The following is a 24,624-nucleotide window of genomic DNA, read 5'->3' on the forward strand; positions in this document are numbered from 1 at the left end:
AACCTCCACAACATTTTCACATGTCGCAGATGCTGTCATTTACTTTTTTGTRGTTTTCGATTTAATCGGTATTTCTACTCTATCTCCATCCAATTTTACAATTTTAGCTGGGCAGCCAATAACCGTTGCATTTGCAGGAACATCTCCCAAAACTACTGCATTAGCTCCCACTTTGCTGTTTTTCGCAATCACCACATTTCCTATGATCTTAGATCCAGCCGAAAGCATTACATTATCTCCAATCGTTGGATGTCTCTTTCCTCTTTGCTTGCCTGTCCCACCCAATGTTACCTGATGAAAAATCATAACATCATTTCCTATCACAGCTGTTTCTCCTATCACAATTCCCATTCCATGATCTATAAATAATCGCTTCCCTATTACAGCTCCCGGATGAATTTCTATCCCTGTCAAAAATCTAGCAGTATAAGATACCACTCCTGCCATAAATCTGAAATCATTTTTCCAGAGCAAATGCGATACCCTATACATAGCTACTGCGTGAACTCCTGGATGAGCTAATAATAGCAACGCCGTACTTTTAGCTGCAGGATCCTTTTTTTTGTAAGTCTTTATTACCTCTTGTATTGCTGCAAGCATTTTATCCAACATGTCTTTACTCCATTCTAGTTATTAATACAAATCAGTCGATAAATATCTTTCGCCATTATCCGGAACAACAAATAACACATTTCCCCTTGCCGTCTTTGCAATTTCCCTTGCTACAAAATAATTAGCACCCCCAGAAAATCCTGGCAAAATACCATACTTAGTGCCCATCTCGCGTGCCGCTTCCACCGCATCTTCTAACGTTACTGTCTCTATTTTATCTATCGCTTGCAAATCTAAAATTGCAGGCTTAAACCCCGCACCAATACCCTGAATTTTATGTGGTCCTGCTATTCCTTTTGTCAAAAACGGTGAAGCCTCTGGTTCGATTCCCACTATTTTTAAGTTTTCATAATAGTCTTTTAGCTTATGAGCTACCCCTGTAATCGTTCCGCCTGTCCCTATTGCCGCCACAAAATATTCTAAAGTTAAAAAGTCCTCCATAATCTCTACAGCTGTGTTTAGATAGTGTGCTGCAGCGTTTGCACGATTTGTAAATTGAGAGCACATCTTATAATTGGGATTTTTTAACAATTCTTCTGCTTTTGCAATAGCCCCTTTCATTCCTTGCTTTCCCTCGGTCAAAATTATTTCTGCCCCATACGCCGAAATGATCTTTCTTCTCTCTATACTCATTGTATCTGGCATAATAATTTTACATCTTATTTGCATCGCTGCGCAAATCATAGCAATTCCAATTCCAGTATTTCCGCTTGTTGGTTCGATAATTACAATATCATCTGTTGTCTTTACATCTTCTAGCATCGCTTTAGCAATTCTATCTTTTATCGATCCTCCCGGATTAAAGTATTCCAACTTTGCATACAAATTTTCTTTTAAACGAACCACTGGAGTTTTTCCTACCAATTCTGTAATATTGCTATAAATCATTTTACACACTCCTTATTCAAACCACAAAATTGCCTCTTAAAATTTAAATTCCTTCATCAGTTCTTCGAGATGCATAGCCTGTGCCGCCAACTCTTCGCCAACTGCGGTATTCTCCTGTGACGATGCCGCATTTTCTAATATGCTTTTTCGCAACATCTTAATATTTGTTACTAATCCCTCGATATTTTCTTTTTGTACATTACTCATTTTTAGCAATTCATCAGAAATTATTCCTGTTTCTCCTATAGTATCTGCAACTTTATCCAAATATCCTGCAGTTTTGTTGGCTATTTGCTGACCACCTTTTGCCAAAACCACATTTTCCTTCACTATCATTTCCACTTCTTTTACTGCATCGCTACTGTTATTTGCAAGGTTTCTAATCTCTCCGGCAACAACTGAAAAACCCTTTCCAGCCTCTCCAGCATGAGTTGCCTCTATCGCGGCGTTTAGCGCCAACAGGTTCGTTTGCTTAGTAATCGCTTGTAATGCGTCTAACACATTCGAAATCGTTTTACTAGAATCTGCTATTTTATTCATCGCATCTAGCATTTCCTTCATCGCAACTTTTCCTTCTTCTGCGCTTGTTATAGCATTTTTTCCATAAGTAGCATTTTTGACTATCTTTGTATTAATCTTTTCCACGGCGATCGCCATATCTTCTGTAATTTCTATAAACTCATTTACAGCTTCTGTTTGGTGTTGACTTACTTCTGCCAAATTCATGGCCGAGCTTGCAATGTTATCTGCCCCCGTGCTTACTTCTGTAGATGCAGACGAAATCGTTTTTAACGTACTCTGTAGTTTTTCTGATATTTTAATAAATGCCCGCTTAATAGTCACAAAATCTCCCGTATAGTTTGCTCTGATTTTATTTGATATTATAAAGTCTCCATTTGACATTTGCTCTAATACCATTTCAATTTCTTTGATTATCGTACTTAATGTTGTCCCCATATTATTAAATGTATTTGTCAATTTACCTATATCGTCATCATATGTAGGCTCCACTTTTGTTGATAAGTTTCCGCATTCCACGCTCTCTGCAATATTCTTTAGCCCCTCTAATGGTCTCAATAATTCTCTACTAACAAACATTATAACCACTGCTATCATAATAACCGAGAAAATAGCAACAAGTAAAGCTGTCCACATTATTCGTACTATATCTTTGTGTATTGTCGCAGTTCTTGCCCCCACATGAGCCCACCAAAGTTGATCTGCGACTTTAATTGGCGCAAAAAATCTCTCATGCATATACCCATCTTCCGCATCTCCTGGTTCTGCATATGTTCTTAACCCAAACGGCTCTTCTGTTTCCATCAAAGCCAATATTTTGTCTGAGCTTTTTTCATGCATTAGTAGTTCGGCCTCAGTACCTATTTTGCTAGCGTCAAACATCTCGTATATTATATGCAACTCTTCATCCCAAATACTAGAAAATAATGTCCCATAATCATCATGAACTATTCCTATATCCTTAAACTCGTCTGTTAAAATGTCCGCCGTCAATACCCCCACCACAGTATTTCTCTGTACTAGTGGCTTTGACAAAGTAATAATATTTTCTCCGTACGCATTTACCAAAGGCAACGAGAGATGATCTTTTTTGGTTTGCATAACTGTTGCAAAAAATTCTTCATTTGAATAATCGCTATAATTATCATACGTTATTAAATCTTGCGTTGCCATATTTTTTCTATTTACCACAAATGCATATTCATCCAGTCCAAAATATTTTGGATCATAATACACACCTATAGAGCTCAAAAGGGGTAATGTTTCCAAACCTCTCCACATGTGCCCAACCAATCTCTCCTCTGCAAGTGCCCCAGTTGCGTCCAGCTCTATTCCTTCATATACTTTACTCTCCACATCTGGCCCTTCCGCAATGGTTGCAGTAGAAACTGTTGCTTCTATCTGATTCAAAATGTTTTCTGCCAACTCAAATTTATAACTCACCAAACTTGCGTTGGTCTCAGCTAGTGTACCAAAATAGTCTTTCAATAACTTATCACTTGTCATAATGCTTTGTACTGATAAACTCAATACAACACCAGTAAGCAATACAATTGATAAAATTGTTATCACCACACTAACTTTTTTCTCTACTTTCATTCTTGTAAATTTTTTCTTCACCGTAAATCCCCCCATTCATTGTTTATTCCCGCAATACTTCGTTTTGACTTTTAACATAGTAGTTTAGTTGATTTATGCTATTGGGGCTTGTTTCGTAAACACAAAATTTTGGCTCAATCAACTTTACAATTTTTTTTGCATAAGGGTCGTCAAAAGGAAGATGTGGGTCCATTTTCTTTATATGCTCTCTAAGCAACCCCAATTTGTGTTGTCTATCTGTCTGATTCAAGTACTTTTCTAGTTTATACTTCCAGTCTTGATCAAAGTAATATTTTGGCAATGTTTTGTTTAAATGCACAACTTGAATATCATTTTTAAGCTCTTTCAAATTTGCCATTACTTCTCTTATATATTCATATGCATATTTCTCTGTAGATATATTTTTATTTGTTAAAATCAGGTGAGAAATATCCAGAACAAATCCTTTTTTGCTATATACAGTTTTGTTTAGCAATAGCTCAGCTTCTGATTTGTCCAAAAAAGTTAGCCCTGGCCACCACAAATTTTCAAACAACAATTTGGGGTCTCCCGCGGCATAAGTAAATACTTCATTAATCAGCTCAGCCGCATATTCTATCACTTCCACATTTGTATAATCAAAATTGTAGCTAAAAGACTCTATCGGTGTTGCATTACAAACATGAAATACCATATAATCTGGCTCTAACTTCTTTGCCCTTTCAAATTGCATTTTATAAGAATCCACTATTGCAGTCTTGCTGAGCCCTCCATAGTATTGCGTAATTGCGTCATCATCACCAATCATCTTTGCAACTTTTGCCATATCGCCTTTATAAAAATCAATCCACATAGGGTAGAAGCTTAAATGAACTCCCTTCACTATATCCTTGGGAATCTTCCTTAGTGAATACCCATTCATAAGCCCCAGCTCTATTCCATCCAATTGATGCTGTTCTAAAAATTTTTCGATCTTACTCCAGTCATTATCAAACCAGTTCAAAAATTTCTTTGTTGTTGAAATATGGCAAAGTTTTTTCATTTATTATTTATCCTTTTAATATATATTTTTCTTTTGGCACTGCTTGTTCAATAAATTTGCGTAAATTTTCTATCTGCTCAGTTGTCATATCATGCTTTGGTACAATCTGTGCTTGTACAGCATCTACAAAAAACCTGAAATCATTATTTGTCTCTTTTATTTGTTGATAAATTGTCCACGAAATAGTATCACTTTGATCATCTAGCTCCAAGTAAATACTATCTGGCGCAAATTTATACGTGGATGTCTTTTGAAATATTGGCGATGTTGCCTGCATAGCTGTAATTTTCCATATTTTGATGAATTTGCTACATAATGCCAAAAACATCACTATAATTGCAATGATATTTCTTGATATCACATCTAATATCGGCCCATCTGCAACAGAAAATTTATACACAATATACCCAAGCACCGCAAGTCCAATTAATACTATTACCTTGCTAAATATAGACTTATATCCTACGTACAAATTATATCTAAATACATCTCCAAATGTAAGCTTAACTTTAATCTCCATTGATTTCTCCTCTTTAAATTTTATTTTCTCTCATGTTTTTTTGTAAATTATCCATAACTCTCTTATTCAGTTCTTCCGCAGCATTGTATCCCATAAGCTTTTGCCTATAGTTTACCGCTGCAGTTTCACATATGATTGCTAGGTTTCGACCAGGTCTAATTGGAATTCGATGCGTTACCACCTGTAAACCCAAAATTTCTGTATATTCGTTTTCTAATCCCAACCGATCGTATTGCTTATCTTTGTCCCAAGTCTCTAGCTGAATTACCAGGCTTATTTCTTTGGTTTGCTTTACCGCTTCTATGCCAAATAGCTCTTTAATATTTACAATGCCAATACCTCGAACTTCTATAAAATGTCGCAACACTTCTGGTGCCGTGCCAACCAGTGTAGTTCCAGAAACGCGCTTGATCTCCACCGCATCATCTGCAACAAGTCTATGTCCCCTGCGCACCAACTCCAGTGCCGTCTCACTTTTTCCCACTCCACTGTCTCCCGTGATCAATATACCTTCACCATAAATATCCACCAATACCCCATGTATCGATATATTGGGCCCCAACTCCACATTAAGCCAACGTATTATTTCTGCCATAATTTGACTAGCACCCAGCCCTGTTTGAAATACTGGAACGTTATACTTTTGGGCTATCATTAATATATCTGTCACTTCTTTAACTATCTTAGAAACCACGACACACGGAATCTCTGTATATGAAAAGAATTTTTCTAAACGTTCTAGCCTTTCTTTTTTGTCTAACTGCTGCAAATACATGTGTTCCACTGTGCCTATTACCTGAACTCTTCCTTGGTCAAAACAATCAAAAAATCCTGCCAACTGCAATGCGGGTCTATTTACATCTGGATCTGATATATATCTCGTATCATATGGCGTGTCTTTCGTTAATAATTTTAACTGATGAAATTCTGTTAATTTTGATACTTTTACTTTATTTTTTGATGTCATGTTTGTCCCCCCTTATGCTATTAAAATAAGTATACACATTTTTCGCCACATCTTTTGGAATATATTGCTCCAATTCTTCTAAAGATGCTTCTTTTAAATTATACACGCTTTTAAAATTTAATAAAAGTATTTTTTTTCTCACTGGACCAACTCCTTTTATTTCATCTAATACCGAATGAATATTTCCACGCAATTTTCTATGATATTCGATCGCAAATCTATGCACTTCGTCCTGTATTCTCGTAACCAATTTAAACAATTTGCTAAATTTTGGTAAAACAATTTCGTTATCTTCATATAAAAGCCCAAAAGTTCTATGTTTTTCATCTTTAACCATTCCACAAACCAAAATTTCTAAGTTATATTTCACTAAAACCTTCTTTGCCGCAGCAACCTGACTTTTCCCTCCATCCATAAAAATCATATCTGGAACTTTTCCCTCTTCCGCATTCTTATATCTTCTAGAAAGCATTTCTTCCATTGCCGCATAATCATTTTGTCCTCGAACTGTCTTAATTTTAAATTTGCGATAGTCCGACTTTTTGGGTACTCCATTTTCAAAGACCACCATAGCTCCCACGGGATAAACTCCCGATGTATTCGAAATATCAAATGCTTCTATTCTTATTATAGGCTTTTCTAAATTTAGTGCTTCTTGCAACTGAGAGAGCGCCAGTTTTGTATTTTCCAATTTCTTTTTTAACTGATCACCCTGTTCAAAAAACGTTAGTTCTGCATTCTTTTTGGCCAGCTCTAGCAAATTAAATTTGGTTCCCTTTTTGGGACTTGTTATAACAACTCTCGCTCCCCTCTTGTCTGATAAATAATTTTCTAGCAACTCCACTTCTGCAGGAATCACTTGTACCACTATTTCTCTTGGCACAAAGGTTGCTTCTGCGTAAAAYTGCAAAATAAAATTTCTAAACAGTGTCTTTGCTTCATCCCCTGTCGCATCTCTTAGAATAAAATGCTCTCTGCCCACCAACTTYCCGCTTCGTACAAAATATACCTGAATTAACGCATCATTTGTACCTTCTGCATATGCCACAATATCTTGATTGTCCTTCGATGCAGTATCCACGGTTTGTTTTTGCTCCAACTTTGCTATTGCTATAAGCTGGTCTCGCAGAGTTGCTGCCAGCTCAAAATTCATAGCGTCCGATGCTTCCGACATCCTTTGTTTCAGTTCGGTCACCAYTTTCCTATAGTCACCACTCAAAAACTCTACTATTTCATCCACAATTTTATGATATTCCCTTGCTGTAATATTTTTAATGCACGGACCACTGCATCTACCAATATGAAAATTTAGGCATTCTCGATTTTTGCCAATATCTTTAGGCAACTTTTTATTRCAACTACGCAGCTGCCACAACTGTTTGATGAGCTCTATCATTTCCCACATGCTCGTGGCGTCTGTATACGGTCCAAAATATTTTGCATCATCTTTTATAATTTTGCGCACCACCTGAATTCGTGGAAACGGACTTTTTATATTAATTTTAATATATGGATATCGCTTGTCATCTTTTAGACGAATATTATACTTTGGGCTATACTTTTTTATCAGATTGCATTCTAATATCAACGCCTCTACCTCAGTATTTGTTACGATATACTCATAACTTGCAATATTGCTAACCATCTTGATTGTCTTTGCAGAGTGATTCTTGTTTTTTTGAAAATATTGACTCACTCTATTTTTAAGATTTTTGGCCTTACCTACATAAATTACTTCATCTAAATCATCTTTCATTAAATACACGCCGGGTGTTGTTGGTAAATTTAGCATTTTGACCTCTTTAAATTATCAGTATTGCATGTTATGATAAACCAAAAAAGGAGATTTTGCAATGAAAAAAGAATTTATTGAATTTATGGTTGACTCTGGTGTATTAACGTTTGGAGACTTTGTAACAAAAAGCGGGAGAAATACCCCCTACTTCGTTAATACCGGAAATTATAAAACTGCATCTCAAATCGCTAAGCTTGGAGAATTTTACGCTGCAGCAGTAGCCGAACACTTTGGAGCCGAAGATTTTGTATTATTTGGACCTGCCTACAAAGGAATTCCGCTTGTTGTTACAACGTCTGTTGCCCTTTGTAATAAGCATAACCTCAACCCCTGCTATTGTTTTAACCGCAAAGAGGCCAAAGATCACGGCGAGGGAGGGAGCATCGTTGGGGCAAAGCTAAAAGATGGAGACAATATCGTTATCATCGAAGATGTCATCACCGCTGGAACAGCAATACGCGAGTGCTTGCCTATTTTAAAATCTGCTGCCAACGTAAACATCAAAGGGCTTGTCATTTCTGTAGATAGAATGGAAAAGGGCCAATCTAACCGCACCGCCATACAAGAAATTAAAGAAGAGTTTGGCATAGATACTTACCCTATCGTTACCGTTAGAAATATTATCGATACGCTGCATAATAATCCAATAGATGGAAAGATTATTATAGATGATACTATGAAAGAAAAGATGGAACAATATTTAAATCAATATTGCATCAACTAGCCAGGAGGAACAATGAACGAAAAAGCATTATATAAACTAGAATTTAATAAAATTCGCACCAAACTTGCCAACTACGCAATAACCGAAGAGGCTCGCGAACATATAAATGAACTTCGCCCCACCGCAACTCCAGCAGAAGTCTATCAACTTCAGGAGCAAACTCATGATGCAGTAAATATTAGCCTAAAAAAGGGCCGCCCACCTATCAATCGCATCAAGCAAATCAAAACTTCTATACAACGAGTACAAATTGGAGGCGTCATAGGCTCTGGCGAAATTTTAAATATAGGCAAAGTCCTGAAAACTTCGCGTCTTCTCAAAAAATATTCTAGTGAAGAAACAACGGGCATCACGTTTAATAGTCTTCAGAGACATTTTGATTCGCTATGCACCTACAAAGAGCTAGAGTATGAAATTGAGCGTTGCATCATTGCGGAAGACGAATTTTCCGATGAAGCTACACCCACATTAAGTAACATTCGTAGACAAATGACCAGGCTAACCATAAAAGTGAAAGATACCATTCAAAATATCATTCAGTCTAGCCAATACAAAGATATRCTACAAGAAAGCATCGTAACAGTTAGGGATGGCCGACAATGCATCCCCATTAAAGCTGCGCAAAAAACTGCATTTAAAGGAATAGTCCACGATACCTCTGGCAGCGGCGCGACAGTCTTTATCGAACCTGCAGCAGTAGTAGAAATGAACAATAAAATTCGAGAATTAATGTCTGCGGAGCAAGACGAAATCCAAGTAATTCTAGCGACATTCAGCGAAAAAATTTCGTTTATTACAGAAGAACTGCTTCTCACATTTAAATCAATTATCGAACTGGACATAATTTTTGCAAAATCTGAGTATGCACTCAAAATCAATGCGCGASCTCCGGTTCTTAATGAAAAAGGATATATCAATCTAAAAGGAGCGCGACATCCACTGCTCAATTCAACAGCAGTTGTGCCTATCGACGTATATGTTGGAAAAGAATTCACCACCCTGCTCATTACTGGTCCCAATACTGGCGGAAAAACAGTTACGCTCAAAACCATTGGCTTGTTTACCATAATGGCGCAATGCGGATTATTTATCCCTGCCAAAGAGAATAGCGAACTTGCAATCTTTGACGATGTTTTTGCAGGGCTTGGCGATGAACAAAGCATAGAGCAAAGCCTCAGTACGTTTTCTGCGCATATGATGAATTTGATTGAAATATTAGCAGATATGACCACYAATAGCTTAATTTTATTGGACGAACTAGGTTCGGGCACTGACCCGGTAGAGGGTGCGGCACTTGCAATGTCAATTTTAGAGCATCTCAGAAAACAGCAAATCACCACTGTCGCAACTACACACTATAGCGAGCTTAAGTTGTATGCCCTATCCACACCAAATGTGGAAAATGCAGGATGTGAATTTGACATACAAGAACTTCGTCCAACATATAAATTATTAATTGGTGTCCCAGGCAAAAGCAACGCATTTGAGATTTCTAAGAAGCTTGGATTTCCCGAGCATTTGATTGATGACGCCAAGGTATTTCTACAAAAGGAAAATGTAAAAATGGAAGACATTTTAGTTGAGCTCGAATATAGCAAACGAACTGCTCTAGTCGAAAAAGAAAATGCGCTTAAATTTAGACAAGAAGCAGAAACGCTAAAAGAATCCATCAAAAAAGAGCGCCAAAAACTGGAGGTCTCTCGTCAAAAAATTTTAAAGCGCGCCGAAGAAAAGGGCAAGGAACTATTGCGAGAAGTTGAAATTGAAACCGAAAATATCCTTAAAGAAGTTCGTCAAATGGCGCGGGAATCTCTCATAAATGTAGACGAAAACACTCTACAATCCATTAAACAAAAAGTCCAAAATACTAAGCTTACTAAATCTTCAGAAATCGATAAAAAAATTGGATATACTAAACCCAAACCTAAAGTATTGAAAGATGTTAAAGTTGGAGAAGAAGTGCTCGTAATCTCATTCAATCAATCTGGCATTGTCACCAATGTGAGCAATAACGAAGCAACTGTCCAACTTGGAATATTGCCTATCACAGTCAGGCTAGATGACATCTCTCGAAACGTACAGGCAACAAACAAGAGTAAAAACCTCACTACCAACCAAAATATATCTCATAATGTTAGAAAAACTATGACCATAAGGCCAGAAATCGATCTTCGTGGAATGACAGGAGATGAAGCTATAGAAGCTGCTAGCCAATATTTAGATGATGCGTATCTCTCGGGCTTAAAAAACGTTACCATTATTCATGGCAAAGGCACCGGAGTTCTTCGCGAAGCGATCAAAAATATGCTCCGCAAGATTCCGCATGTGCAAAGCTATAGACCAGGCAAATATGGTGAGGGGGAACATGGAGTAACCGTTGTAGAGTTAAAGTAGAGAAAGGAAGTAAAAATTGAAAACACTTGGTAAGATTATAATAGGGGCAACAATTTTAGTAATGTTTGGTGCACCTGCTGCATTGATTGGATACCTATATACCACAACATACGTCGTTGCAAATGATCAAATGATTCTGCGACCTGTATCCACAAAAAAAATGTTAGCAGACCCAAAGGTATTGACCGAAGCAGTTATGCCAATCATGACCACATCCAACATTGCTGACATTGCTGAAGAAGTAGGGAAAAGCGTTGTATCTATCACGACCACAATTCCGGGAAATTTAATTTTTGATGACGGAGAAGGGCTAGGGTCGGGTCTAATATTTAAACAAGAYGAAACAAATTTATATATTCTAACAAATGCTCACGTGCTAGAAGATGCCGTAAATCTTGTAATCACCAGCCCAACAYTGGGCACATATAAAGGAGAAATTATAGGGATCGATACTCATACCGATATAGCCGTTGTATCAATTCCGTTAAAGCAAATTTCTCACTCTGCAAAAGAGCAAATTACACTTGCAAAAATCGATGAAAATATTAACATATCTGTAGGCGATATAGTACTTGCAATAGGCAGCCCCCTCGACAAAGAATACTATAACAGCGTTACACTGGGCGTTATCAGTGCACTAAATCGCCAAACCAATCTTTCTGCACAAAACAGCACATATATTCAAACTGATACTGCAATCAATCCGGGAAACAGCGGAGGACCACTCACTTCTGTAGATGGCTATGTCATAGGCCTAAACACTGCCAAGCTATCGAGCGAAGAAGTTGAGGGAATCGGATTCGCAATTCCCATCACTGAGGCTCTACCTATTGCCACACARATCATYGCTAGAGGTGGCATAGAAAGAGCAGCGCTTGGGGTATATATAACTGACGCATACCCGAATTCATACTTTGGCAATCAGGCTTCAGTTGGTGCTTTAGTAGAAGGCGTTGTTCCTGGTGGAAGTGCAGACCAAGCCGGAATCGAAGTTGGTGACGTTATTGTTAAGGTTAACAACGACGATGTTTCTACTGCAAACGAATTGATCGCMACATTGTCACAATATAACGTTCGGGAATCAGTCAGCATCACTCTAATTCGAGGCTCTCGCTACGAAAAAGTTAAAGTCATTTTGCAATCACTACAATAAACGTAGCTTTCCTCTACAAAACCACTCTGCCATTACCTAGTGTAGTGGTTTTTTTTTATTCTACTGTTACCGATTTTGCCAAATTTCTTGGTTTGTCAATATCGAGCCCGCGTCCTAATGCCGCGTAATATGCAAGCAATTGCGTTGGCACAATAGTTACCAAAGGCGCCAACATCGGGTTTACATCATCTATCACGATCTGATCAGTTGCAGAGCTCAACGATTTTAATGCAATTACTATAGTTTTGGCACCACGCGATTTTACCTCTTTGATGTTGGAGCGAGTATTCAAATTGATATTTTCCTGAGATATCACAGCTATCACCGGGGTTCCATCTTCTATCAAAGCAATTGTGCCATGCTTTAATTCTCCTGCAGCAAAGCCTTCTGTCTGTATATACGAAATTTCCTTAAGCTTTAGCGCTGCTTCTAGAACCACAAAATAATCGATATGCCTGCCTATATAAAAACAGTTTCTTTTCACCAAATATTCGTTTGCCAATTTTTCATATATCGATTTATTATCAGTAATAGATTCTATTATATTAGCAACGAGTGCCAAATCTTTCTTTAATSCTAGMGCATCTATATTAGCCTGCTTTGCTGCAAGGATCGACATGACAGCAATTTGCGAGGTGTATGCTTTCGTTGATGCCACCGCTATTTCCACCCCGGCATGTAGCAATAGCGTATGATCCGCTTCGCGCGATAATGTAGACCCTTTTACATTAGTAATAGTCAACGATTTGTATCCCAAAGACTTGATCTTTACCAGTACCGCGCGGCTATCTGCAGTTTCCCCCGACTGCGACAAAAAAATAAACAGCGGGTTTTGGCTAATGATAGGCGTGTTATATACAAATTCAGAAGCAATGTGAACTTCTGTCGGAATGTTACTAACGGATTCAAACAACTGCTTTCCCACAAACCCCGCATTCATACTAGTCCCCGCCGCCACTATATAAATTCTATCAGCATCCGCCAGTATTTTTACTATTTCAGCATCGATTTTAATTTCTTCTTCGTCAAAGTATTCTGCCACAATACGTCTAATAGCATATGGCTGCTCATCGATTTCTTTCAGCATATAAAATGGATAGATCCCCTTTTCCGTTTCTGCTGCATCCAACGTCTCAATATAAGGCTCTCTTCTCAATTTTTTGCCCAATATCGAATAGATAGATACATCTGATGATTTCAGCACTATAAATTCCTCATCATGAATTTCAATAAATTTATTTGTATACTTTATAATCGACATAGCATCAGAGCCAATCATGTTGCATCCTTCTCCCAAGCCAATAAGTAGCGGCGACTTATTCTTTGCTGCATACAAAATATCAGGCGTTTCCGCATCGATAATACCAAGAGCATATGACCCCTTAATCAACCCCATCACGTGTCGAATGGCAACGCCCACATTATCCTCGCCAGCTGCAAACTTTTCGATAAGTGCGGCAACAACTTCTGTGTCTGTATCAGATACAAAATTGTAATCTGATAAATACGCATTGCGCAGCTCTACTTCATTTTCGATAACTCCATTATGAACAATTGTAAACCTATTACTCGATGAAGCGTGAGGGTGCGAATTAATTTTGCTAGGCACTCCATGTGTTGCCCATCTGGTGTGTGCGATACCCAGGTTAGGGCGTATAGTTTTATCTACCAAAGAACGCAAATTCGCGACTCTTCCCTTATCCTTAAATATAGTTACACCTTCATCATATACCGCGATGCCTGCCGAATCATATCCTCGGTATTCCAACTTTTCTAAACCAGATAATAACATTTCTGTTACGTCCATTTTGCCATCTAAACCAATATAGCCTACTATTCCACACATATCCATACCTCCCAAATTTTGTCATTTCATAAAAAAGACTTGTAGGGTGACATATCTCACTCCACAAGTCCTATACTTTTACTCAGCTTCCAAAATCAATGTTTTAATCTTGTCGAATGCAGCATCTTCGTCTGCACCTTCCACAGTCAATACTACAACCTCGCCTTTTTTAGCGCCTAAGCTCAAAACCGAAATTAATTTTTTGGCATTCACTTCTTTTGCTCCTTTTGCCAGTTTAATTTCACTTGCAAATTTGGCCGCCTCTTTTACAATCACACCTGCCGGTCTTGCGTGCAAACCCTCTGGCGCTAAAATTTCAATTGACTCTTTTTTCATTGTGTTAACCTCCTATTTTCACTATGCTAATTCAGTGTGCTTATTTGCTATTGCTTCGATTATACTTTTATCAGTGCCCCCCTTTTTATAATTTTTCACTAATCTGTATGTATTTACAATGTGTTTCTTCCCTAATTAACTTCAACATATCACTAATTAAGGTTATAACTTATGCTAGCATAAACTTTTATCGCTGTCAAGTTTAAAAAAAAACTGACTTCTATAATTTATTTTAGAAATCAGCTAACTATTTTTTAAGTTGAAATAATTGGTTGAATTTGTTTTTGATTCACTGCTGCCAAAACTGAGTCTGGCGCCAACAAAAAATTCGCCACTAACGCATACGGTTTACTTTGCGGATCACTCTGATTAAACGGCACAAAGTAAACGTTTTGATTTTTAATCATTGTTCCTATATTTTTGAGATTACTTCCCAATCTATCATTTGTTGCGACCGCTATTACTACAGGCTTTGAATTTTTGAGCATTGCTTTTGTAACTAATGTAACCGGAGTATCTGTAATGTCATTTGCCAGTTTAGCCAATGTATTGCCTGTACAAGGAGCAATCAAAATTGCATCTAGCGTTACCATGCAATCCCATGTCTCCACTCCTTCAGTAGTATGCACAATTTGTTTTTTTGTCACATTTTCTATTTGTTCAATAAATTCTTCTCTTAATCCAAATCTAGTTGTATTTTCATATGCGGTATAAGACATAATTGGATATACATTTACCCCTAATTCTATAAATTGTTTTACCATCTCAATAGTATTTTTAAATGTACCAAACGAACCACAAATTGCAACTCCCAAGTTAATTCCTTCTAATGATTGTATCACAACATTCCCCCCCTTTTTACAACAATATCTTTTTACATCCATGATTTTCACTGCAATAGTATATACAGTATTTTAGTCATCCTAGATTTAATATAATATGAAATATTTTGCATTATGTGAAAAAAAAGAAGCCTACGGTAGTCCGTAAGCTTCTCGATCTTATTCAACAATTTGAATTTTTCTGTACCTATCCATACCTGTTCCGGCAGGAATTAACTTACCAATAATAACGTTTTCTTTTAACCCAATTAGTGGATCAACCTTACCCTTTATTGCAGCATCTGTTAAAACTCTGGTTGTTTCTTGGAAAGATGCTGCCGATAGGAATGATTCTGTTGCCAACGATGCTTTTGTAATACCTAACAAAGTAGGCTTTCCATCTGCTGGCGTTCCACCTTCTTCTATCGTCACTTCATTAATTTTTTCATATTCTAATACGTCTACCAAACTTCCAGGGAGTAGCGTTGTATCACCATTTTCTTCAATTTTCACTTTTTTCATCATTTGTCTCACAATAACTTCGACGTGCTTGTCATTTATATCCACGCCTTGCAAACGATAAACTCTTTGAACTTCTTTTAGCATATAGTCTTGCACTCCGCGAATTCCCTTAATCTTTAAGATATCATGTGGATTTATACTACCTTCAGTCAGCTCATCTCCTGCTTCTATATAGTCTCCATCTTTAACCTTAATTCGAGATCCATACGGTATTAAATATGATTTCATTTCTCCAGTATCAGCATTGGTGATCGAAATTTCACGTTTTTTCTTACTTTCGATAATAGCCACTTCGCCTGCAAATTCTGTTATAATAGCAAGCCCCTTTGGCTTTCTTGCTTCAAAAAGTTCTTCTATACGCGGAAGACCCTGAGTAATATCGTCTCCTGCTATTCCTCCCGTATGGAAAGTTCTCATTGTTAATTGCGTACCAGGCTCTCCAATCGATTGTGCAGCTATAATTCCTACTGATTCACCAATTCGCACCTGGTTTCCAGAAGACATGTTTGCACCATAGCATTTAACACATACACCAATTGTCGACTTACAGGATAGCGCTGTTCTAATTCTTACTGCAGTGATTCCCAAAGAATCTATATATTCTGCCAAATGTGGAGTAATCATCTTATCTTCTTCTATAATCAATTCTCCAGTTTCTGGATTATATATATCTTCAGCTGCAAATCTTCCTGTAATCCTTTCRCTTAAAGGCTCTATCATTTCGGTRCCTTCTTTAAATGCGCTAACGACCATCCCAGGAATTTTAGGTTTTTGCCAGAATTTAATCTCTTTAACTCCAGGCACTCTTGCTTTTAAAATACTAAATAGCTCGGCAGTAATTACTTCTCCTGCTTCTGCTACCACTTCTTCTGTTGTCATATTAATTACATCTGCGGCCAACTTTTTGCCTATTAACTCATCTGTAATTTTAGTTATTCTCACAGTTTTTTCTATCGGATGATTACAATCAAGCTCTCTGATAATAACATCTTGCGAAACGTCAACCAAACGTCTTGTCAAATATCCAGAGTCAGCAGTCTTAAGAGCAGTATCTGCAAGCCCTTTTCTAGCTCCATGTGCAGAAATAAAGTATTCCAATACCGTTAGCCCTTCTCTAAAGTTTGCCTTTATTGGCAACTCGATGATTCTACCAGACGGAGATGCCATCAGTCCTCGCATCCCTGCTAACTGCTTAATTTGGTTATTAGATCCCCTCGCACCTGAATCGGCCATCATAAAGATGTTGTTATATCTACCTAGCCCTGATAACAATGCTTCTGTGATCTTATCATTTGCGGCATTCCAAGATTGAATAACCTTATTATATCTTTCTTCGTCGGTCATCAAACCACGTCTAAACAGCCTAGTAACCTGGTCTACAGATTTTTCGGCTTCTGCCAAAAATTCTTTTTTACGTTCTGGAATAACCATATCTGATACAGAAACTGTAAGTGCTCCACGTGTAGAAAATTTAAATCCTAGATCTTTAATACTATCTAATAAAATAGCCGTTTTTGTTGCACCATGCGTATTAATGCTTTTCTTAATAATTTGACCTAACTGCTTTTTGCCTACCAAGAAATCAATCTCATACTTTAGAGCACTTTCTGGAGAAATTCTCTTCACAAACCCTAAATCCTGAGGAATTGCTTCATTAAAAAAGATTCGTCCAACAGTTGTATCAGTCATTCCGGTTAAACTTTGTCCGTTAAATTCAACGGTTCTTCTAACTTTAATCTTTGCATGTAAACTAATTTCTTTAGTTTCRTATGCCAAAATTGCTTCATTCTCATCTTTAAAGTATCTGCCTTCACCTTCTTCACCGGCTCTATCCAGTGTCAAATAATACATTCCCAACACCATATCCTGTGAAGGAACAGCCACGGGCGCACCATCAGATGGCTTTAGCAAGTTATTTGGAGCCAATAACAAAAATCTACATTCTGTTTGCGCTTCTACAGATAATGGAACGTGCACCGCCATTTGATCTCCGTCAAAGTCTGCATTATAGGCAGCACAAACAAGAGGATGCAGTTTTAGCGCTCGCCCTTCTACTAATGTGGGTTCAAAAGCCTGTATCCCCAAACGATGCAGTGTTGGAGCACGATTTAGCATAACCGGATGCTCTTTGATTACTTCTTCTAATACATCCCAAATTTCAGTTTTTAAACTCTCTATCATATTCTTTGCATTTTTAATATTCTGTGCAATTCCATCTGATACTAACTTCTTCATAACAAATGGCTTAAACAACTCTATTGCCATCTCTTTTGGAAGCCCACACTGATAGATCTTTAGATAAGGACCTACAACAATAACCGAACGCCCAGAATAATCGACACGCTTCCCTAACAAGTTTTGTCTAAATCGTCCCGACTTACCTTTTAGCATATCAGAAAGCGACTTAAGCGGTCTATTTCCTGGCCCTGTCACCGGTCTACCGCGTCTACCATTATCAATTAATGCGTCTACAGCTTCTTGTAGCATACGCTTTTCATTTCTAACAATAATATTAGGTGCACCGAGATCTACAAGCCTTTTAAGACGATTATTTCTATTAATAACTCTCCTATACAAATCATTTAAGTCTGATGTTGCAAATCTACCTCCATCCAACTGAATCATAGGACGCAAATCTGGTGGCAATACAGGAATAACATCCAAAATCATCCATTCTGGCTTACTACCTGCTAACCTAAATGATTCGATTACCTCAAGTCTTTTTATAATTCTAATTCTTTTTTGCCCTGTGGCATCAACAAGCTGAGTTTTTAGAGTCTCACTTTCCTTCTCCAAATCTATATCTTGAAGAAGTTTTTTTATAGCTTCTGCACCCATTTCTGCAACAAATGCTACTGTCCCATCTCTTTCTCTAGCTTCGTCATTATATCTTCTATCAACTTCTTGAAACTCTTTTTCTGTTAAAACTTGCTTATAAGAAATTCCTTCACGTTTTTCATATTCTGAACTAACATAAGTGATGATATAAGAAGCAAAATATAGAATTTTTTCTAAAATTCTAGGGGCAATATCAAGAATTAGTCCCATCTTACTTGGAATACCTTTAAAATACCAAATGTGTGAAACAGGAGCTGCCAGTTCAATATGCCCCATTCTTTCACGTCGCACCTTGGCTCGTGTAATTTCTACCCCACATCTATCGCAAATTACACCTTTATACCTAATTCTTTTATACTTACCACAATGACATTCCCAATCTTTACTAGGTCCAAAAATTTTCTCACAGAAAAGCCCTTCTCGTTCCGGGCGCTGAGTACGGTAGTTTATAGTCTCCGGCTTCTTAACTTCGCCTCTTGACCATTGACGAATTTTATCTGGTGAAGCCAGACCTATCTTTATATTTTCAAACGCAATTGGTTGATCCATATCCATTATTATTTTCTCCTTTCTGAGAAGTACTCTTCATTAATGCTTACGAGACTTTCTGCTACCATCATCATCAAGATCGGAGTCACCATATTTTAAATCATCATCACCATAATCAAATTCATCGGTCAATCTATTCTTACTACTTTTATCATCATCCGAATTTTTCTTTTTGCCATTATCATTTGTGTTATCATAGTTATAATAATATTCATCCATAATATCATCGTCTTCATCATCTTCATTACCAACATCATCCATATTATCAAAGTCATCATCAATATCTATATAACTATCAACTAATGGAATTCTTTCTTTTTTAGCCGGTTTTGTGATTGTAATCTTGTGTTTAGTTTCTTCTATAAAATCTTCGTCTTCAAAAACATCATCATCATCTATCTCCAAATCTGCATTATTATCTGCAGATACTGTTATAGAATGCTGCATTGTACCCTTTTGAACACTAAGTCCCATTTTTGCTTCATCTTCTTCCAAATCATCTATAAAATCATCGTCTTCTTCATCGTCAAATTCTAAATCGTCTATATCTTCAATTTCATGCATATCATCATTAGGATCTTGTTTATAACTTTCTTGATTGCCTGTTAAAGTATCTAAATCTACTGTAACACTAGTGCCATCATAAATATTTTCTTTAATTTCTATTTCGATATCATCAGTCATAACTTTAATATCAAGGCCTAGAGATTGCAGTTCTTTAAGCAATACTTTAAATGATTCTGGGATTCCTGGTTCTGGAATATTTTCACCTTTCACAATCGCTTCATATGCTTTAACTCTCCCAACCACATCATCAGATTTGATCGTCAAAATTTCTTGCAAAGTATATGCAGCTCCATATGCTTCCAGTGCCCAAACTTCCATCTCTCCAAAACGCTGCCCACCAAATTGAGCTTTTCCTCCAAGCGGTTGTTGCGTAATTGTGGCATACGGTCCRGTCGAACGCGCATGCATTTTATCATCTACCAAGTGATGCAGTTTCAAATAATGCATATATCCCACAGTTACAGGGTTATCAAATTCTTCACCTGTTCTGCCATCTCTAAGTCTAATTTTTCCGGTTCTATCTATCGGCACGCCTTGCCACTCTTGTCGATGTTCCAAGTTATCTTCTAGATACTGTAACGCACTTGGCTTCAGCTTATCTGCCCACAAATCTCTAAAGTCTTCAAAATCTTCTAAATTTACATAATCATTTGCCATTTCTAAAGTTTGCATTATATCTTGCTCATTAGCCCCATCGAATACTGGTGTGGCAATTTTAAAGCCAAGCGCCTTTGCCGCTAAGCCCAAGTGAACTTCTAGAACCTGCCCAATATTCATACGAGAAGGCACGCCCAACGGATTTAACACAATATCAAGCGGTCTCCCATTTGGTAAAAACGGCATATCTTCTGCTGGCAACACTCTCGAAATAACACCTTTATTTCCATGTCGACCAGCCATTTTATCTCCTACAGAAATCTTTCTCTTTTGCGCTATATAGCAACGAACCATCCTATTTACACCTGGAGATAATTCATCATCATTTTCACGAGTAAATATTTTTACATCTACAATGATTCCTGCTTCACCATGGGGTACTCTTAAGGATGTGTCTCGAACTTCTCTAACTTTTTCACCAAATATCGCTCTAAGAAGTCGCTCTTCTGCAGTTAGTTCTGTCTCACCTTTTGGCGTTACTCTGCCTACTAAAATATCGCCCGCCCTTACTTCTGCACCTATACGAATAATTCCTCGTTCATCTAGGTCTTTTAACGATTCCTCATTTGTGTTTGGGATATCTCTTGTAATTTCTTCTGTTCCAACCTTGGTATCCCTTGCTTCCACCTCATATTCTTCAATGTGAACAGAGGTATATACGTCTTCTTTAACAAGTCGCTCACTCAGCAATATTGCATCTTCAAAATTATATCCTTCCCATGTCATAAATCCAATCAATGGGTTTTGTCCAAGTGCCAACTCACCATTCTCTGTTGAAGGACCATCTGCGATTATTTCGCCTTTTCTAACAAAGTCACCCCTGCTAATTAAAGGTCTTTGGTTTATACAAGTACCTTGATTACTTCTAGTAAATTTAGTTAACGTATATACTCTACGACGCATAGTTTCGTCTTCTCTGATTATTATTTCTCGAGATGTCACGCTTTCTGCGACGCCGTCTTCTTTAGCAATGATCAACACACCTGCGTCCTTCGCTGCCTTCGCTTCCATTCCTGTTCCCACAATCGGGCTATTGGTTTTAATAAGCGGCACAGCCTGTCGTTGCATGTTTGCACCCATTAGAGCTCTATTTGCATCATCGTTTTCTAAGAACGGAATCATCGCTGTCGCAACAGAGACAATTTGTCTAGAAGATATATCCATCATATCAATTTCTTTATAGTCAAATTCCAAAATTTCTTCTCGTCTTCTGGCCGTAATTTTTTTACGAACAAAATGCATATCGTTGGTCAATTCTTCTGTTGCTTGACAAATAGTATAGCTTTCTTCTTCATCTGCAGTAACATATCTAAATTCTTCTGTAACAACTGGCTCACCATTTTCATCTTTTTTTACAATTCTATATGGAGCTTCAATAAATCCATATTCATTGATTCGAGCAAACGTTGCCAAAGAGTTAATCAATCCGATATTTGGGCCTTCTGGAGTCTCAATAGGGCACATTCTGCCATAATGCGAGTAGTGAACATCTCGAACCTCAAAGCCGGCTCTTTCCCTAGATAAACCTCCAGGTCCCAAGGCAGATAATCTTCGTTTATGCGTCAATTCTGCCAATGGATTGTTTTGGTCCATAAATTGCGAAAGTTGTGAACTTCCAAAAAATTCCTTTATAGCGGCTGTCACAGGACGTATATTAATAAATGTTTGAGGATTTGCTGGCTCATCTGTCTGTGTTGTCATTCTTTCGCGAACAGATCTTTCCATACGAGTTAGACCTATTCTAAATTGATTTTGCAACAACTCTCCGACGGCTCTTATACGACGATTTCCTAGATGGTCTATATCATCTCTCGCGCCAATGCCATATTCCAAATTTATTACATAATTCATAGATGCAAATATATCTTCTGATGTAATATGTTTTGGAATTAACTCATTCATTCTTTGTTTTATAAGTTCTTTTATTTCATCTATATCACTATTGTTTTCGATGATTTCTGCCAACACTGGATAATAAACATTTTCTTTAATTCCAAATTCGACTTTATCTATATCTACAAATTGCGTTATATCAACCATTTGATTCGTTAATACAACTACTGGTCTATCAAGGTCACTAATTTCAATCTTTACATTTGAAGTCCCAGTATTTTGAATAATATCGGCCAACTCTTCAGAAATTTTATCACCAGCTTCGGCAACCACTTCACCAGTAACCATATTTACTACATCTTCAGCAAGAGTAAATCCTTTAACTCTATTTTTAAGGGCAAGTTTTTTGTTAAATTTATATCTTCCGACCTTTGCTAAATCATACCTTCTGGAGTCAAAAAACATATTTGCAAGTAAAGTTTCAGCACTTTCAACCGTTGGTGGCTCACCTGGGCGAACTCTTTTATAAATTTCTATTAGACCTTCTTCATACGAGTTAGAGCCGTCTTTTTCTATCGAAGCCAAAATTTTCGGTTCTTCTCCAAACATGTCTATAATTTCTACATTTGTACCCAGTCTTAGTGCTCTCATTAAAACAGTAACAGGAACTTTTCGCGTTCTATCCACTCTCACATAAAAAATATCGTTTGAATCTGTTTCATACTCCAACCATGCACCACGATTTGGTATTACTGTTGCCGAAAAAAGTCTTTTTCCAAATTTGTCAAACTCACGATTATAATAAATCCCTGGCGATCGGACTAGCTGACTAACAATAACCCTTTCTGCACCATTAATAATAAAACTACCAGTTTCTGTCATTAAAGGCAAATCGCCCATAAAAACATCATTATCCATACTTTCGCCCGTTTCCTTATTATATAGGCGAACTTTTACCTTCAAAGAAGCAGCATAATTTACATCCTTTTCTTTGGCTTCTTCAACAGTATATTTAGAATGTGGATCTAATGAGAAATTAATAAATTCTAACATTAGATTTCCGTTAAAGTCTACTATCGGAGAAATATCTTTAAATACTTCGTCTAAGCCTTCTTCTAAGAACCATTTGTATGAATCTGTTTGTATTTCTATTAGATTTGGAATTTCAAAAATCTCATTTGATAGTGCATAACTCATACGCACTTGCTTTCCCATTTCAATTGGGTTAATCTTGGATTTTTGCATGTGTACTTTCACCCCTTGCAAAATTTATAAATCTACAAATGCCCTAAAGCATATGTATTTTTTAAAAACATGAAACATATTTTTCTTTGTTTATACACAAAAAAATAATATATTGTCCATTTTTAGAACATAAAAAGAAAATCTTAAAAATTGACGCATTTAAAAATAGTAGCAGAAGTTGAAAATTTCGTCAACCCCATTTAATAATTTTTTCAGACCAAAAAAGGAGCTATACGACTTAATAGCTCCCCCAAACAAATTATTATTTAAGTGTAACTTTAGCTCCAACAGCCTCAAGTTTAGCTTTAATAGCCTCTGCGTCTTCTTTAGAAAGACCTTCTTTAATAATTTTTGGTGCACCTTCTGCCACATCTTTTGCTTCTTTAAGCCCAAGACCTGTAATTTCACGCACAACTTTAATAACCTTAATTTTTTCTCCGCCTGTTTCAGTAAGCTCAACGTCAAATTCTGTTTTTTCTTCTTCTACAACCGCTGGCCCTGCTGCCATCATAACTCCTGCCGCGGCAGATACTCCAAACTCTTCTTCACAAGCTGTTACTAACTCATTTAGTTCTAATATTGTTAATTCCTTAACTGCATCAATAATTTCATTAATTGATAATTTTGCCATTATAGCACCTCCGTAAATTTTTTAAGCCTCTTCTTTTTTAGAAGCAATTTCTTTAATAACTCTTGCAAAGCTCGAAATAGGTGATTTAAAGCTTCCAAGCAATCTACCAAGTAACTCTTCTCTTGGAGCGATATTACCAATTTTTTCGATTCCTTTTGCGTCATAGTAGTTACCTTCTACCACGCCTGCTTTAAACTCCAGCTTTTCTAGTTTTTTTGCCGCCTCTGCTAAAACACGTGGCCCCGCGGTCGCATCATCTGGGCTTATCGCCACTGCTGTTGGCCCTTCCAAGTGCTTCTTGAGATCTTCAAACTCTGTTCCTTCAATCGCTCGGCCAAACATACTGTTTTTGTAAACTTTATATACCACGCCCGCATCTCTCATAGATTTTCTTAGGTTTGTGTCTTGTTCTACTGTAAGACCACGATAATCCACGATAGTGATAGATGCCGCTCCAGCAATGCTTCCTTTAATTTTTTCTACTATAACTTTTTTTGATTCTGAATTTGCATTGATCATTTTATATTCCACCTCCTATTTTCGTTTTGCAAATAAAAAAGCCACTTTACGCAAACAACCGCAGGTAA

General features: G+C 37.2%; 17 protein-coding genes. 3 read left to right on the top strand and 14 right to left on the bottom strand.

Going from position 1 to position 24,624, the window contains the following annotated elements; all coding sequences use genetic code 11:
* Positions 1 to 39 precede the first annotated feature (39 nt).
* The 7 genes from epsC to uvrC are packed head-to-tail and all read right to left on the bottom strand — an operon-like array spanning position 40 to position 7,918.
* Positions 40 to 612 (bottom strand): serine O-acetyltransferase EpsC, encoded by a 573-nt coding sequence (gene epsC, locus EPU_RS07650; RefSeq protein WP_010168140.1) that lies wholly within the window; start codon positions 610 to 612, stop codon positions 40 to 42.
* Positions 613 to 633: 21 nt separating this feature from the next.
* Entirely contained in the window at positions 634 to 1,500 is an 867-nt protein-coding gene (locus tag EPU_RS07655) for a PLP-dependent cysteine synthase family protein (protein ID WP_010168141.1), read from the bottom strand.
* Positions 1,501 to 1,536: 36 nt separating this feature from the next.
* Positions 1,537 to 3,639: a methyl-accepting chemotaxis protein gene (locus EPU_RS07660; RefSeq protein WP_010168144.1), complete on the bottom strand. Its 2,103-nt coding sequence runs from the start codon at positions 3,637 to 3,639 to the stop codon at positions 1,537 to 1,539.
* Positions 3,640 to 3,661: 22 nt separating this feature from the next.
* Positions 3,662 to 4,639 (bottom strand): apurinic/apyrimidinic endonuclease family protein, encoded by a 978-nt coding sequence (locus EPU_RS07665; RefSeq protein ID WP_010168146.1) that lies wholly within the window; start codon positions 4,637 to 4,639, stop codon positions 3,662 to 3,664.
* 7 nt (positions 4,640 to 4,646) lie between these two features.
* The gene (locus tag EPU_RS07670; RefSeq protein ID WP_010168148.1) at positions 4,647 to 5,159 is read right to left on the bottom strand and encodes a YcxB family protein; all 513 of its coding nucleotides are present in this window, start codon (positions 5,157 to 5,159) and stop codon (positions 4,647 to 4,649) included.
* A gap of 13 nt (positions 5,160 to 5,172) precedes the next feature.
* The gene (hprK, locus tag EPU_RS07675) at positions 5,173 to 6,126 is read right to left on the bottom strand and encodes an HPr(Ser) kinase/phosphatase (RefSeq protein ID WP_010168150.1); all 954 of its coding nucleotides are present in this window, start codon (positions 6,124 to 6,126) and stop codon (positions 5,173 to 5,175) included.
* Positions 6,110 to 7,918, bottom strand: coding sequence for an excinuclease ABC subunit UvrC (gene uvrC, locus EPU_RS07680; RefSeq protein ID WP_029488227.1), 1,809 nt, complete (start codon positions 7,916 to 7,918; stop codon positions 6,110 to 6,112). Before uvrC ends, hprK begins: the two co-directional genes overlap by 17 nt.
* A 61-nt stretch (positions 7,919 to 7,979) precedes the next feature.
* Here uvrC and pyrE point away from each other — a divergent pair, with 61 nt between their 5' ends.
* Genes pyrE through EPU_RS11950 form a run of 3 tightly spaced genes read left to right on the top strand, consistent with a single transcriptional unit; the run spans position 7,980 to position 12,192 of the window.
* Entirely contained in the window at positions 7,980 to 8,645 is a 666-nt protein-coding gene (pyrE, locus tag EPU_RS07685) for an orotate phosphoribosyltransferase (protein WP_010168154.1), read from the top strand.
* Positions 8,646 to 8,657: 12 nt separating this feature from the next.
* Positions 8,658 to 11,039 (top strand): endonuclease MutS2, encoded by a 2,382-nt coding sequence (locus EPU_RS07690; protein WP_010168155.1) that lies wholly within the window; start codon positions 8,658 to 8,660, stop codon positions 11,037 to 11,039.
* Positions 11,040 to 11,055: 16 nt separating this feature from the next.
* Positions 11,056 to 12,192, top strand: coding sequence for a S1C family serine protease (locus EPU_RS11950; RefSeq protein WP_052296488.1), 1,137 nt, complete (start codon positions 11,056 to 11,058; stop codon positions 12,190 to 12,192).
* 55 nt (positions 12,193 to 12,247) lie between these two features.
* Here the strand turns inward: EPU_RS11950 and glmS are convergent, their stop codons facing one another.
* The 7 genes from glmS to rplJ form a co-directional block, all read right to left on the bottom strand.
* Positions 12,248 to 14,038 carry a glutamine--fructose-6-phosphate transaminase (isomerizing) gene (gene glmS / locus EPU_RS07700; RefSeq protein ID WP_010168158.1) on the bottom strand — a complete coding sequence of 597 codons (1,791 nt, stop codon included), beginning with the start codon at positions 14,036 to 14,038 and terminating at the stop codon, positions 12,248 to 12,250.
* 78 nt (positions 14,039 to 14,116) lie between these two features.
* A complete protein-coding gene (locus tag EPU_RS07705) occupies positions 14,117 to 14,374 on the bottom strand; it encodes an HPr family phosphocarrier protein (protein WP_010168159.1) in 258 nt (85 codons plus the stop codon).
* A 254-nt stretch (positions 14,375 to 14,628) separates the two neighbouring features.
* Positions 14,629 to 15,216, bottom strand: coding sequence for a dipicolinate synthase subunit B (locus EPU_RS07710; protein ID WP_010168161.1), 588 nt, complete (start codon positions 15,214 to 15,216; stop codon positions 14,629 to 14,631).
* A gap of 159 nt (positions 15,217 to 15,375) precedes the next feature.
* Positions 15,376 to 19,110, bottom strand: a complete 3,735-nt coding sequence (gene rpoC, locus EPU_RS11955) for a DNA-directed RNA polymerase subunit beta' (RefSeq protein ID WP_044149839.1) — start codon at positions 19,108 to 19,110, stop codon at positions 15,376 to 15,378.
* 33 nt (positions 19,111 to 19,143) lie between these two features.
* Positions 19,144 to 23,406, bottom strand: coding sequence for a DNA-directed RNA polymerase subunit beta (gene rpoB, locus EPU_RS07720; protein WP_010168164.1), 4,263 nt, complete (start codon positions 23,404 to 23,406; stop codon positions 19,144 to 19,146).
* 262 nt (positions 23,407 to 23,668) lie between these two features.
* A complete protein-coding gene (gene rplL / locus EPU_RS07725) occupies positions 23,669 to 24,037 on the bottom strand; it encodes a 50S ribosomal protein L7/L12 (protein ID WP_010168165.1) in 369 nt (122 codons plus the stop codon).
* A gap of 21 nt (positions 24,038 to 24,058) precedes the next feature.
* On the bottom strand, positions 24,059 to 24,556 hold the full coding sequence (gene rplJ / locus EPU_RS07730; RefSeq protein ID WP_010168166.1) for a 50S ribosomal protein L10: 498 nt from the start codon (positions 24,554 to 24,556) through the stop codon (positions 24,059 to 24,061).
* Positions 24,557 to 24,624 lie beyond the last annotated feature (68 nt).

The organism is Candidatus Epulonipiscium viviparus, from assembly GCF_000171335.1.
In the GTDB taxonomy this organism is placed as follows: domain Bacteria; phylum Bacillota; class Clostridia; order Lachnospirales; family Cellulosilyticaceae; genus Epulonipiscioides; species Epulonipiscioides viviparus.